This window comes from Mycolicibacterium arenosum, assembly GCF_024320865.1.
Taxonomy (GTDB): domain Bacteria; phylum Actinomycetota; class Actinomycetes; order Mycobacteriales; family Mycobacteriaceae; genus Mycobacterium; species Mycobacterium arenosum.
The window spans coordinates 491153-504506 of the sequence record NZ_JANDBD010000001.1; the positions used below are offsets into that span (position 1 = coordinate 491153).

The 13354-nt window shown below is 67.6% G+C and carries 11 protein-coding genes; 10 read left to right on the plus strand and 1 reads right to left on the minus strand.

Going from position 1 to position 13354, the window contains the following annotated elements; translation table 11 throughout:
- Window positions 1-3 precede the first annotated feature (3 nt).
- The 8 genes from NM203_RS02445 to NM203_RS02480 are packed head-to-tail and all read left to right on the plus strand — an operon-like array spanning window position 4 to window position 8941.
- Window positions 4-1455: an MCE family protein gene (locus NM203_RS02445; RefSeq protein WP_255058010.1), complete on the plus strand. Its 1452-nt coding sequence runs from the start codon at window positions 4-6 to the stop codon at window positions 1453-1455.
- A 44-nt stretch (window positions 1456-1499) separates the two neighbouring features.
- Window positions 1500-2531 carry a virulence factor Mce family protein gene (locus NM203_RS02450; RefSeq protein WP_255058011.1) on the plus strand — a complete coding sequence of 344 codons (1032 nt, stop codon included), beginning with the start codon at window positions 1500-1502 and terminating at the stop codon, window positions 2529-2531.
- Entirely contained in the window at window positions 2528-3883 is a 1356-nt protein-coding gene (locus tag NM203_RS02455; RefSeq protein WP_255058013.1) for an MCE family protein, read from the plus strand. The genes NM203_RS02450 and NM203_RS02455 overlap by 4 nt, the downstream gene beginning before the upstream one ends.
- Window positions 3880-5199 carry an MCE family protein gene (locus tag NM203_RS02460; RefSeq protein WP_255058015.1) on the plus strand — a complete coding sequence of 440 codons (1320 nt, stop codon included), beginning with the start codon at window positions 3880-3882 and terminating at the stop codon, window positions 5197-5199. Before NM203_RS02455 ends, NM203_RS02460 begins: the two co-directional genes overlap by 4 nt.
- Window positions 5199-6350, plus strand: coding sequence for an MCE family protein (locus tag NM203_RS02465; protein WP_303624126.1), 1152 nt, complete (start codon window positions 5199-5201; stop codon window positions 6348-6350). The genes NM203_RS02460 and NM203_RS02465 overlap by 1 nt, the downstream gene beginning before the upstream one ends.
- 1 nt (window position 6351) lies before the next feature.
- Window positions 6352-7854 (plus strand): MCE family protein, encoded by a 1503-nt coding sequence (locus NM203_RS02470; RefSeq protein ID WP_255058016.1) that lies wholly within the window; start codon window positions 6352-6354, stop codon window positions 7852-7854.
- Window positions 7818-8402 carry an Rv1363c family protein gene (locus NM203_RS02475; RefSeq protein ID WP_255058017.1) on the plus strand — a complete coding sequence of 195 codons (585 nt, stop codon included), beginning with the start codon at window positions 7818-7820 and terminating at the stop codon, window positions 8400-8402. Before NM203_RS02470 ends, NM203_RS02475 begins: the two co-directional genes overlap by 37 nt.
- A complete protein-coding gene (locus NM203_RS02480) occupies window positions 8399-8941 on the plus strand; it encodes a hypothetical protein (protein WP_255058018.1) in 543 nt (180 codons plus the stop codon). The genes NM203_RS02475 and NM203_RS02480 overlap by 4 nt, the downstream gene beginning before the upstream one ends.
- Before the next feature lie 9 nt (window positions 8942-8950).
- On the opposite strand, the gene NM203_RS02485 is transcribed toward NM203_RS02480, so the two are convergent.
- On the minus strand, window positions 8951-10777 hold the full coding sequence (locus tag NM203_RS02485) for a flavin-containing monooxygenase (RefSeq protein WP_255058019.1): 1827 nt from the start codon (window positions 10775-10777) through the stop codon (window positions 8951-8953).
- Between the two features lie 95 nt (window positions 10778-10872).
- Here NM203_RS02485 and NM203_RS02490 point away from each other — a divergent pair, with 95 nt between their 5' ends.
- Together NM203_RS02490 and NM203_RS02495 are read left to right on the plus strand one after the other, a co-directional pair.
- A complete protein-coding gene (locus NM203_RS02490) occupies window positions 10873-11952 on the plus strand; it encodes a 2,3-butanediol dehydrogenase (protein ID WP_255058020.1) in 1080 nt (359 codons plus the stop codon).
- A complete protein-coding gene (locus NM203_RS02495) occupies window positions 11952-13235 on the plus strand; it encodes a GAF domain-containing protein (RefSeq protein WP_255058021.1) in 1284 nt (427 codons plus the stop codon). Before NM203_RS02490 ends, NM203_RS02495 begins: the two co-directional genes overlap by 1 nt.
- Window positions 13236-13354: the final 119 nt, after the last annotated feature.

Genomic DNA, 13354 nt, shown 5'->3' on the forward strand with positions numbered 1-13354 from the left:
GCGGTGGACGAACACGACGAAGGCCTGCATCCCGCGTGGTGGACGTTGATCCTCGTGGTCGTGATAGGCGTCGCCTTCTTCGCGACGTACGCCTCGTTCGTCGGCACCTTCGCGGAGACCGAGAAGGTCACTCTGACCTCCGATCGGTCGGGCCTGGTCATGGAGAACGACGCCAGGGTCAAGTTGCGCGGCGTACAGGTCGGGCGGGTGGCGTCGATCCAGGGGGGCGGCCAGCAGGTGTCGCTGACGCTGGAGATCGACAAGGACAAGGTCAAGTACATCCCGGCGAACGTCGAGGCTCAGATCCGGGCCACCACGGTATTCGGCGCCAAGTTCGTCGATCTCGTCTACCCCAGCGACCCCAGCGAGCAGCGGCTGGCGGCGGGACAGGTGATCAAGTCGCGCAACGTCACCGTCGAGGCCAACACGGTGTTCCAGAACCTTGTCTCGGTACTCGACAAGATCGACCCGGCGAAGCTGAACAGCACGCTGTCGGCGCTCGCCGACGGTGTCCGCGGTCAGGGCGAGCGGATCGGCCAGGCGACCACCGACGCGAATCAGGTTCTGCTCGAACTGAATCCGCGCCACGAGACGATAACCGCCGACCTGCGAGCGCTGCGGGACTTCAACGACTCGTTCAGCGTGGCGGCGCAGGACATCCTGACCACACTCGACGCGCTGAGCACGACCAGCAACACCATCGCGAACAACGCGGGGCAGTTGGATGCACTGCTGCTCGCCACCATCGGGCTCTCCAACAGCGGCATCAGTCTGATCGCGCCCAATCAGGAGAACCTCATCAAGGCCATCAACGTGCTCGAACCGACGACGAACCTGCTCTACAAGTACAGCCCGGAGTACACCTGCCTGCTCCAGGGCGCGAAGACCCTGCTGGACACGGGCGGGTATGACGCGCCCGGTGGCAACGGGCGATCGCTCATCCTCGACGTCGGGCTGTCGCTCGGGGACGACCCGTATCACTACCCGGACAACCTGCCGGTCATCGGCGCCAAGGGTGGACCGGGCGGCAAGCCGGGGTGCGGTTCACTGCCCGACGTCGCACAGAACTGGCCTGTGCGAAACCTCGTCACGAACACCGGTTTCGGCACCGGCATCGACTGGCGCCCGAACCCCGGCATCGGCTTCCCGGCGTGGGCCAACTACCTCCCCACCACCCGAGCGGTGCCCGAACCGCCGAGCATCCGCAATCTGTTCGGCGGGCCTGCGCCGGGGCCGATCCCGTACCCGGGGGCACCGCCCTACGGCGCGGACCTGTACGGGCCGGACGGCACCCCGCTGTGGTTGGGGCTGCCGCCGGCGCCACCCCCGATGGCGCCGAGGGAGCCCGGTCCGACGCCGGGTACCGAGCCGTTCATCGTCCATTCGCCCGCAGAGATGCAACCGACACCGCTGCCGCCCATTCCGCTGCCGCGCGAAGCCGCCCCGAGCCCGTGACCGACACCGAGAAAGCCGCGAGAGGTTAACCCGCCATGCAGAGCATGACAGCGAAGATTCGCCACGACGCGCTGCGCCTTGCCGTCTTCCTGGGTGTCTGCCTGCTCGGCGTCTTCGGGCTGTTCGCGGTCTTCGGGGAGCTGCGCTTCGGGCTGGTGACCAAGACCTACACGGCCGAGTTCACGAACGTGACCGGGTTGGAGAACGGTGACTTCGTCCGCGTCGCGGGCGTGGAGGTGGGCAAGGTCAACGACGTCGAGATCCAATCCGACGCCACGGCGTTGGTCGAGTTCACCGCCGAGGAATCGGTGGTGCTGACCGAGGGCACCAAGGCCGTCATCCGCTATGACGACCTCATCGGCGGCCGCTATCTGGCCCTGCAGGAGGGCGCGGGTGGTACCTCGATTCTCGCGCCGGGGGAGACGATTCCCCTGTCCCGCACCTCGCCGGCGCTCGACCTCGACGCGTTGATCGGTGGGTTTCGGCCGCTGTTCAAGGCGTTGGACCCCGATCAGGTGAATGCGTTGTCGGGCCAGCTGATTCAGGCCCTGCAGGGACAAGGCACGACGATCAACTCGTTCCTGGCCCAGACCGCGGCGCTCACGGCGACGCTGGCCGACCGGGATCAGTTGATCGGCGAGGTCATCATCAACCTCGACGTCGTTCTCGGATCGCTCGGCGACCAGAGCGACCAGTTCGCCAAGGCCGTCGACGCTCTCAGCGATCTGGTGGGGACGCTGCAGGCGCGCAAGGGTGACATCGCCGACGGCGTGGCGTCCACCAATGCGGCCGCCGCGAGCATCGCGGACTTGTTGGCGCAGGCCCGTCCGCCGTTCGCGAAGGCGATCCAGGAGACGGACCGCGCGGCGGGAATCGTGGTGGCCGACCACGAGTACTTCGACGATCTGCTCAACACGCTGCCGGATGCCTATCAAGCGCTGAGCCGGCAGGGCATCTCCGGCGACTTCTTCTCGTTCTATCTGTGCGACCTCGTGCTGAAGACGAATGGCAAGGGTGGCCAACCGGTGTACATCAAGGTCGCCGGCCAGTCCACCGGGAGGTGCGCGCCGAAGTGAAGTCCTTCAGTGAACGGAATCAACTCGTCGTCGGTGTCGTAGGGCTGCTGCTGACGATCGGCATCGTGCTGGGGTCCCTGAACTACGACAGGCTGCCGTTCCTTCAGGGCAGTGAGTACTCGGCCTTCTTCGCCGAGGCCGGTGGGTTGACAACCGGTGAGGCGGTGCAGGTTTCGGGGTTCAAGGTCGGTGAGGTCAAGTCCATCGAAGTGGACGGGCCGCGGGCGCTGGTGACGTTCACCGTCGCCAAGAACATCCGGCTCGGCGACCGCACCGAGGCGGCGATCAAGACGAGGGGTCTGCTGGGCACCAAGATCCTCGAGGTCACCCCCCGCGGTGACGGTCGGCAGTCCGACACGATTCCGCTCGAGCGGACCACCTCGCCGTACGAACTGCCCGACGCGCTCGGCGAGCTGGCGGTGACGATCAGTGGCCTGAACACCGACCAGCTGTCGGATTCGCTGAGGGTGTTGGCCGAGACGTTCTCCGACACCCCGCCGGAACTGCGTATCGCGGTGGAGGGCGTGGCGCGGTTCTCCGAGACGCTGAATGAGCGCGATGCGGAGCTGCGAGGCCTGCTCGTCAACGCCAACAAGGCCACCGCGGTGCTGGCCGAGCGTAGCGATCAGGTCGTGAGCCTGGTCGCCAACACCAACGCGCTGCTGGCCGAGCTGCAATCCCAAAGCGCCGCACTGGATCAGATCGCCGGCAACATCTCGGCGCTCAGCAATCAGCTGTCGGGCTTCATCGCCGAGAACCGCGACACCATGAGACCTGCTCTGGACAAGCTCAACGGCGTACTGACGATCGTCGACAACCGCAAGGAACGCGTGCAGAGATCGATCAAACTGCTCGGCCAGTACTCGATGTCACTCGGCGAATCCGTGTCATCGGGGCCCTTCTTCAAGACCTACGTCGCGAACCTGTTGCCGGGTCAGTTCCTGCAGCCGTTCGTCGACGCCGCGTTCTCCGATCTCGGTCTCGACCCCAACGTGCTGCTTCCGTCGGAGCGCACCGACCCGCAGGTGGGCCAGCCGGCAACACCGCCGTTGCCGGTGCCCTACCCGCGGACGGGGCAGGGCGGCGAACCGCGGCTGACCATTCCGGACGCCATCACCGGCAATCCCGGCGATCAGGGGTGCGGTCCGCCGGGCCTGCCGCTGCCCGGACCGACTGGCTGCTACCCCTACCGCGAGCCTCTCCCCGCACCGCCGCCCGGCGGTCCGCCGCCGGGGCCGCCCGCGTTGGCGCCACCAGAATTGGCCTCCACACCGGAGCCGACGCCGAGTCCCGTCCTGGTGCCGGCACCCGGTGAGATACCCCCCCTTGCACCCCCGGAGGCCGGACAATGACGCGCACCGCCCGAAACCTCCTGGCCGTGGCGCTCGTCGTCATACTGGCCGGCGGTGCAATCGTGCTGTTACGCAACGTCGAACGGATCAACCGCACCCACGTGGTCGCCTACTTCGAGAACAGCAACGGCATCTACGCCGGCGACGACGTCCGCATCGTCGGAGTGCCCGTGGGCAGGATCGAGTCCATCGAGCCGCTGCCCACATCGGTCAAGATCTCGTTCTGGTTCGACAGCAGGTACGACGTTCCGGCTGACGCCAAGGCCGCCATCCTGTCACCGACGCTGGTGACGGCGCGGAGTCTTCAGCTCACTCCCGCCTACACCGGGGGCCCCGTCATGGCCGATGACGCCGTCATTCCGCGGGAACGCACCGCGGTCCCGATCGAATGGGACGAGGTGCGAAAGCAATTGGAGACGCTGACGGACACGCTGCAGCCCACCGAGCCCGGCGGGGTGAGCCCTCTGGGTTCGGTCGTCAACACCGCCGCTGACAACCTGCGTGGTGAAGGCGCCAACATCCGTGACACCGTCGTCAAGTTGTCGCAAGCCGTCACGGCCCTGGGCGATCACAGCACGGATGTCTTCTCGACCATCAAGAATCTGGCAATACTGGTGTCGGCACTGCAGAGCAGCACCACCTTGATGCGACAACTCAACCAGAACCTGGCGTCCGTGACCGGCTCGCTGAGCAACGACCCCGACGAAGTGGCCAACGCGATTCGCGATCTCGACGGCGTCGTCGGCGAGGTGCAGACGTTCGTGGCCGACAATCGCGAAGCGCTGGGCACCACGTCGGACAAGCTGGCGGGGGTGACCCAGGCGTTGACCGACAGCCTGGGCGACATCAAGCAGGTACTGCACGTCACGCCCAACACCCTGCAGAACTACGTGAACATCTGGCAGCCGGCCCAGGGCGCGGTGAGCAGCGTGCCGATGCTCAACAACTTCGCCAATCCGCTCTCCTTCCTGTGCGGCGCCATTCAGGCGGCCTCGCGGCTGGGCGCCGAGCAGTCCGCGAAGCTGTGTGTGCAGTACCTGGCGCCGATCATGAAGAACCGCCAGTACAACTTCCTGCCCCTCGCCCAGAACGTCTTCGTCGGCGGCACCACGCGGCCGAATGAACTCACCTACAGCGAGGATTGGCTGCGTCCGGATTACATTCCACCGCAAGCAGTTCCGCAACAGCAACCACCGACTGAGGGGCAGCCGTCGACGCCGGCGATGGGTCCGCCCTTGGCGGCGGAGGCCCCGGCCACACCGAACCCGGCGGACGGCCTGTACGGACTGATGGTGCCACCGGAGGTCGGGCCATGATGCGGGACAGTCTGTTTCGTGGATTGATCGTCGCGGTCGCAGCGGCCGTGCTGCTCTCCGGCTGCGCGGACTGGCGAGGACTGAACTCTCTTCCCCTGCCGGGCGTGGAGGGCACGGGGCCGGGGGCGTTCATCATCGAGGCCCAGATGCCGGACGTGGACAACATCGAGCCGAATTCCCGCGTCCGAGTGGGCGATGTGAACGTGGGTCACGTGAGGAGGATCGAGCGGCAGGGTTGGCATGCACTGGTGACGATGGAGCTCAACGGTGACGTCGATCTGCCCGCGAACGCGACGGCCACGCTCGGTCAGACCAGCCTCCTGGGGTCTCTGCACATCGAGTTGGCACCGCCGACCGACGTCCCGCCCGAGGGCAGATTGCAGGAGGGCGCGCTGATTCCACTGGCGTCGTCGCGTGCGTACCCGAGCACCGAGCAGGCGCTGGCCGCGGTTGCACTGCTGCTGAACGGGGGCGGCATCGGCGAGATTCAAGACATCACCGAGGCGTTGAGTACCGCGTTCGAGGGTCGCGAGAACGACTTGCGCAGCCTGATCGAGCAACTCGACGTCGCCATCGGTCACCTCGACGACCAGAAGCAGGACATCATCGCCGCGGCGGAGAGCCTGAACGCTCTGGTCGGTCAGTTCTCCGCGCAGAAACCGGTGGTGGACAGGGCATTACAGACGATTCCGAATGCGCTTGCAGTGCTCAGAGACCAGCGCGACAACCTCACCGAGGCGCTCGTGCAACTCGGCAGGTTGAGCGCGCTCACCGCCGACTCCGTCAACCAGACGAAGGAGGCTCTGGTTCAGGAGCTCGAAGACCTCGGCGTGGTTCTGCAGGAGCTGGCCGATGCGGGTCCGGCGCTGACGCGCGCGCTGAGTTTTCTGCCCACCTTCCCGTTCCCCAAGGAGACCCTCACCAATTGGATCCGCGGCGACTACGCGAACCTGACGTTGATTCTCGATCTGACGTTGAGCCGGATCGACTCCGGATTCTTCACCGGAACGCGGTGGGAGTGCGATCTCACCTGGCTGGAGCTGCAGTGGGGCCGCACCATCGGCCAGTTCCCCAGCCCGTGCAACGCGGGCGGGCCGGGCACGGCGGGTAATCCGCTGGTCGCTCCCTACCGTCTCGACCAGGGGCCCTAGCATGCGAATGACCCGGCAAATCCTCATCCAGATGGCGATCTTCGCCGTCATCGCGACCACGGCGCTGGCGATCATGGTCGTGGGCTACATGCGGTTGCCCGCCCTTCTCGGCGTCGGTCAGTATCGCGTCACGGTGGAGTTGCCCGAAACGGGCGGGCTGTACCCGAGGGCCAATGTCACCTACCGCGGCGTGGAGGTGGGCGAGGTGAAGAGCGTCGTGCTGACCGGCACCGGCGTCGTCGCGGAACTGTCTCTGAACTCCGACGTCGAGATTCCCGCCGACCTCGACGCCGAAGTGCACAGCGTGTCGTCGGTCGGCGAGCAGTTCGTTCAACTGCTTCCCCGCAACGGCGCGGGTCCGGCGCTGAAGGACGGTGACGTGATCCCGCTCGATCGCACCTCCGTTCCGGCCGACATCAACACGGTCCTGGACAACACGAACCGGGGCCTCGAGGCGATCCCGCGCGACAACCTGAAGACCGTCGTGGACGAGGCCTATCTCGCGGTCGGCGGACTGGGACCGGAACTGCGTCGGCTGGTCAGCGGCAGCACCACCCTGGCCATCGACGCCCGAACGAACCTCGACTCGATCACGACGCTGATCGACCAGGTCAAGCCGGTTCTCGACACCCAGACCGACACCGCGGGCTCGATCCGGGAGTGGGCGGCGAACCTGGCGAGTATCAGTGGTCAGCTGCAGAGTCAGGATCCGGCCGTCGCTGGCATCCTGGCCAAGGGCCCCGGTGCCGCTGACGAGGTGCGGGCATTGTTCGACCGGCTGCGGCCCACGCTGCCGATCGTGCTGGCCAACCTGGTCAGCGTCGGAGAAGTGGCCGTCGCCTACCAGCCGAGTATCGAGCAGTTGCTCGTGCTGCTGCCTCAGGGCACTGCGGTCACGCAGGCCGTCGGAGTGCACAAGCGGAACACGACGCAGGATTACGAGGGTGATGCGTTGGTCTTCAATCTGAACCTGGCGATCCCGTTGCTGCCGGCACCGATACCACTGCCGCCGCAGCAGTTGCCACCACCGTGCACCACCGGATTCCTGCCCGCCCAGCAGACCAGGGTGCCCACGTTCGAGGACTATCCCGACCGGCCACCGGGCGACGTCTACTGCCGGGTTCCGCAGGACGCCCCGTTCAACGTGCGCGGCGCCCGCAACCTGCCGTGTATCACCGTGCCCGGCAAACGCGCCCCGACGTGGCAGCAGTGCGAGAGCAACGAGCAGTACGTACCGCTCAACGACGGCTACAACTGGAAGGGCGACCCCAACGCGACGCTGTCCGGGCAGGATATCCCGCATGTGCCTCCGGCCGTCTCGCCTGCTACAGGAGCTGTACCGCCGGTTCCTCCGCCGCCGCCCATCGCGGCCGCCGAATACGATCCGGCGACCGGCACGTACGTGGGACCGGACGGACGCGTGTACACGCAGTCGGACCTGGCCCGTAACGCTACAGAGGAGCAAACATGGCAGTCGATGCTGCTGCCCCCGCCGGGCAGCTGAGCAAACCTGCAGACGAGCCGGTCGAACCGCCGGAGGACCGCGATGGCCGCGGCGCCGCGGAGGCGTTCTCTCGCCGACCGGCGCTCATCGCCGGCCTGATCGCGGTGTTGGTTCTCGGTGCGCTGACCGGTTGGCTGGGCTTTCGGGCCAAGGAGTCGAGCGATCTCCAACAGCAGCGTGCGACGTTCCTTCAGGTCGGGCGCCAGGGCGCCATCAACTTGACCACGCTCGACTACGAGCACATCGACACCGACGTGCAGCGCATCCTCGACTCCGCGACCGGGACCTTCTACGACGACTTCCAGCAGCGCGCGCCCTCGTTCACCGACGTCGTTCGTCGGGTCCAGTCGAGGTCGGTGGGCACGGTCACGGAGGCGGCGCTCGAGGAGGGTGACACACCTACTCAGGCGGAGGTGCTGGTCGCCGTCAGCGTGACGTCCACGGTCGTCGGCCAACCCGAAACACCTCCGCGTGCCTGGCGCATGCGCATTCTGGTCGAGAAGATCGACGGCGACGCCAAGGTGTCCAGCGTGGAGTTCGTACCGTGACGGATTCCCCCGACGACGCCGTCGACGTGGCCGCGGGACCGACGCAGCGCCGGGCCGTGGACTGGACCGGGGTTCTGACCTACGGGGTGCTGCCCGCCGTCGCGCTGGTTCTCGCGTTGGCCGCGGGATTCCTGAAGTACGTGGACAATTCGGCACGCGACAGCTCCACTGCGCGCACGGAGGCGATACAGGCCGCCTCGACGGGTTCGGTCGCGCTGCTCTCGTACACGCCGGACAGGGTCGAGCAGCAGCTGAACGACGCGCGCGATCTGCTCACCGGCGAGTTTCGCGACTCGTACACCTCGTTGATCAACGAGGTGGTGATACCCGGTGCGCAGCAGCAGCAGATCTCGGCGACGGCAACGGTCGCCAGGGCGGGATCGGTCTCCGCTAGTGCCACCGAGGCCGTCGTGCTGGTGTTCGTCAACCAGACCGTCGTGGTTGACGCGAGCGCGCCCACCGACATGGTCTCCGCCGTCCGCGTGACGTTGGAGAGGGCCGGCGACGAGTGGTTGATCTCCGACTTCACCCCGGTCTAAAGCACGCCGTCAGCTGAGGTGGTGCACCTCCTGCAGCCCGTAGACCGGTGTCGGGATGCCCTCGTGTCGGGCCTTGAGCTGCAGTGCGAGGTACAGCGAGTAGTGCCGCGACTGATGCAGGTTGCCGCCGTGGAACCAGAGGTTCTCCTGCTGGGTCGGCTTCCACATGTTGCGCTGCTCGCCCTCCCACGGCCCCGGATCCTTGGTCGTGTCGCTGCCGAGCCCCCACACCTTGCCGACCTTGTCGGCGACGTCCTGCCCGATCAGGTCGGCGGCCCAGCCGTTCATCGAGCCGTACCCGGTCGCGTACACGACGACGTCCGCGGGCAGTTCGGTGCCGTCGGCCAGCACGACGGAGTTCTCCGTCAGGTGATCGACCTGGCCGTGCGCGAGCTTGATCGTGCCGTCGGCGATCAGGTCCGAGGCGCCGACGTCGATGTAGTAGCCGGAGCCGCGCCGCAGGTACTTCATGAACAGGCCGGAGTCGTCGTCGCCCCAGTCGAGGTCGAAGCCCGCGGCGGTCAACGCGTCGTAGAAGTCCTTGTCCCGCTCGCGAATCGCGTCGTAGATGGGGATCTGGAATTCGTGCATGATCCGGTACGGCAGCGACGCGAACGTCAGGTCGGCCTTCTCCGTCGTCATGCCCGAGGCGACGGCTCGCTCGGAGTACAGGTCGCCGAGCCCTAGGTCCATGAGCGAGTCCGACTTCACGATGTGCGTCGACGACCGCTGGATCATCGTGGTGTCGACGCCGTTCTCGACCAGTGCCTTGCAGATGTCGTGCGCCGAGTTGTTGGAGCCGATCACCACGGCGCGCTTGCCGACGTAGCCGTCCGGGCCGGGGTGCGCGCTGGAGTGGTGCTGGTCGCCCGCGAACACGTCGTGGCCGGGCAGCGTCGGCACGTACGGCTTGCCGGACATCCCGGTTGCGAGCACCAGCTGCACCGGCTTCAGTGTGATGCGCTCGCCGTCGCGGTCCACCTCGACGGTCCAGCGCTTCTCGGCCTCGTCGTAGGACGCCGACAGGCACGTCGTCTTCGACCAGTACGGCACCTCCATGACACGGGTGTAGAACTCCAGCCAGTCGCCGATCTTGTCCTTCGGCGCGAACACCGGCCAGTTCTTCGGGAACGGCAGGTACGGCAGGTGGTCGTACCAGACCGGGTCGTGCAGGCACAGCGACTTGTACCGGTTGCGCCACTGGTCGCCGGGCCGTTCCTGGCGGTCCAGCACCAGCGCGGGCACGCCGAGTTGACGCAACCGCGCGCCCAGCGCGATACCGCCCTGACCGCCGCCGACGACGACCGCGTAGGGCTGCTCGGTGTAGCCCAGCGCGGCCTGCTCGTCCTCCCGCTTCTGCGCCCACGAGCGGGTGTCGGGATCGCTGCCGTGCACGGCGCCCAGGACGCGCGTCGGACCGGTCCGCTCCTCGTGGTCCTTGAGTTCCTGGAGCGCGGTCAGAAGCGTCCAGGCCTGACCGCCGTCACCGTCGTCCCTGATCCGCAGGTGGCCGGTTCCGCGGCCCACGGCGGTCTCGAACTCGATGAACGCGGACGCGACGCCGTCCCCGTCGTCGCTGGCCGGTTCGCTGGTGCGGAAACCCGACGGGTCGGTGGGTGCGAGGCGTTCGGTGAGCATGTCGCCGACCGCCTCGCGACCCTCCATGGTCTTGATGTTCCAGGTGAACGAGACGAGGTCGCGCCAGAAGCTGTCGACGGCGAACTTGGCGACGACGCGCTCGATGTCACGGGTGGCCAGGGCGGCCTCGAAGTCGGCGAGCCACGTGTCGATGCGCTCCTGCGCCGAGAGGGTGCGGGTGTCGAGAGTTGAAGTCATGTGAGGCAGGACACACCCGAGGCGTCCACCGCCGCAAGGGTTGCAACGCCCTGCAACCCTTTCGGGTGTGGTCGCGGTCACATAGACATGGCCGCATGAAAGCAGCTGTCTACCACGGACCCAACAAGCTCGAAGTCGCCGACGTCCCCGAACCCGACCCGACTCCGGGCACGGTGAAGGTTCGGGTCGGATACAACGGGATCTGCGGCACCGACCTGCACGAGTACTACGCAGGGCCCATCTTCATCCCCACCGAGCCGCATCCGCTGACCGGCCAGCAGCTGCCCCTGACCATGGGTCACGAGTTCTCCGGGACGATCACCGACGTCGGCGACGGCGTGACGGACTACGCCGCCGGCGACCGGGTGGCCATCATGCCGCTGTACCGCTGTGGACGGTGTCCCGCATGCAGGGCGGGCAACTACAACATCTGCGCGCAGATCGGTTTCCACGGGCTGATGTCGGACGGCGGAATGGCCGAGTACACCGTGGTCCCGACAGACATGCTGCACCGACTGCCCGACAACGTGTCGCTCGAACTCGGCGCGTTGGTGGAGCCGATGTCGGTGGCGTACCACGCGGCCACGCTGGGGGAGCCGAGCCCCGAAGGCACGTCGATGGTGTTCGGCGCCGGCCCGATCGGCATCGGTCTGTGGTTCGCGTTGCGCGGCAAGGGCGTCGACGACGTGTTCGTCGTCGAGCCGTCGGCGACGCGGCGCGCGGCGATCGAGGCGCTGGGTGCGCGCACGCTCGATCCCTTGGCCGTCGACGTGCCGGCCTTCATCGCCGACCACACCGACGGGCGAGGGGCGGACGCGGTGTACGACGCGGCGGGCGTGCAACCCGCGGTGGAGACCGCGCTGGCGTGCGTCGGTGCACGGCGAGCCATGGTCAGCGTCGCCATCTACGAGAAGCCCCTCAGCACTCCACTGCTCAACCTCGTCATGAACGAGTCGCGCATCCAGGGGTCGCTCTGCTACACGGCGCCGGACTTCGCGGCGGTCATCGATCTGATGTCGCGCGGCGTGTACGACACCACCGGCTGGGTGACGTCGATCCCGCTCGACGACGTCATCGACGAGGGCTTCGAGGCGCTCCACGCGGGAACCAAGATGAAGGTTCTCGTCGACCCGACAGGTGACAGGGATTGTGACGGGGAGCACACTGGACCGTGATGCCCACATCTGCAGGTCCGGAACCCGCCGTCGCCGCGGGTGACGACCCGCGCAGCTACGCGATGCTGCTGTCGGAGGTGTACGACGCCACGATGGCGGGCGGTCGGGCACCGGCCCGGCCACGCGATGTCATCGCCGATTCGTGGAATAGGTTGCTGGGCAAGGGGATCGACCCCGAGCACTTCAGTCCGCCCAACGTCGACACCAGCGGGCTCGACGCGCTGAGGCAGGCGTCGGGCCTGTTCGCTGTGCTCGACGACGTGTCGCGCGGGCTGGAGTCGCTGATCGAGAGCGGCGACAACATCCTCGTCGTCGCCGACGCCCGCGGCCGGGTGCTGTGGCGCTACGGGTCGTCGCGCGTCCTGGGCAACGCCGACCGGCTGGGGTTCGTCGAGGGTGCGCAGTGGGGCGAGAACGCGGTCGGGACGAACGCGATCGGTACCGCGCTGGCGTCGCACCGGGCCGTGCAGGTGTTCTCCGCCGAGCACTTCCTGCGCAGCCACCACGCGTGGACGTGCGCGGGGGCGCCGATCAAGGATCCGCGGACGGGCCAGGTCGTCGGCGTCGTCGACGTCTCCGGTCCGGCGGCGACCGTGCACCCGACCACGATCGCGTTGGTGGACTTGGTCGCCCGGCTGGCCGAATCGCAGCTGCGCGAGGTGCACGACCGCACACTCAACCGGTTGCGGACCGTCGCCGCGCCGATCCTCGCGCGGGTCGGGCGCCCGGCGCTGGCGGTGGACGCCGACGGCTGGGTGGCCGCGGTGGATTCGCTGCCGCCGCACAACCGGATTCCGTTGCCCGACAACGTCACTCCGGGGCGGTTGTGGATCCCGACGCTGGGTGCCTGCGACATCGACACGCTGCCCGGCGGCTGGCTGGTGCGGTTGACCGAGGACGGCGACGACGCGCCCGCGATCTCCCGCGCGGTGCTGGATCTGCGCGACGGCTCCGCTCCCACCCTCGAGATGGTCGGCCAGTTCGGCCGGTGGCGACGCGAGATCTCGCCGCGCCACGCGGAGATCCTGTACGTGCTGTCGACTCATCCCCAGGGCAGGTCCGCGCCGGAACTGGCGGAGGACCTGTACGGCGACCGGTCGCGGGTCGTCACCGTGCGCGCGGAGATGTCGCGACTGCGCCGCCAGTTCGTCGGCCTGGTGCTGGGCACGCCGTACCGGTTCGGCGCCGGGACCACCGTCGAGGTGCGCTGCCCCGAGGACACGGCGATGCTGCTCGCGACGTCGACCGCGCCTGCGGTGCGGGCGGCGCGCGGTATACGTTGACCCGGTGGCCGATGAGCGCTCGCGCGAAGAGCATGTTGCCGATGAGCGCTCGCGCGAAGAGCATGTTGCCGATGAGCGCTCGCGCGAAGAGCATCACGCCGATGAGCGCTCGCGCGAAG

Bases quoted from the DNA above. Each gene is read 5' to 3' on its own strand.
- NM203_RS02460 (WP_255058015.1), top strand. From the start codon at position 3,880: ATGACGCGCACCGCCCGAAACCTCCTGGCCGTGGCGCTCGTCGTCATA.
- NM203_RS02450 (WP_255058011.1), top strand. From the start codon at position 1,500: ATGACAGCGAAGATTCGCCACGACGCGCTGCGCCTTGCCGTCTTCCTG.
- NM203_RS02465 (WP_303624126.1), top strand. From the start codon at position 5,199: ATGCGGGACAGTCTGTTTCGTGGATTGATCGTCGCGGTCGCAGCGGCC.
- NM203_RS02470 (WP_255058016.1), top strand. From the start codon at position 6,352: ATGCGAATGACCCGGCAAATCCTCATCCAGATGGCGATCTTCGCCGTC.
- NM203_RS02475 (WP_255058017.1), top strand. From the start codon at position 7,818: ATGGCAGTCGATGCTGCTGCCCCCGCCGGGCAGCTGAGCAAACCTGCA.
- NM203_RS02485 (WP_255058019.1), bottom strand. From the start codon at position 10,777: ATGACTTCAACTCTCGACACCCGCACCCTCTCGGCGCAGGAGCGCATC.
- NM203_RS02490 (WP_255058020.1), top strand. From the start codon at position 10,873: ATGAAAGCAGCTGTCTACCACGGACCCAACAAGCTCGAAGTCGCCGAC.
- NM203_RS02495 (WP_255058021.1), top strand. From the start codon at position 11,952: ATGCCCACATCTGCAGGTCCGGAACCCGCCGTCGCCGCGGGTGACGAC.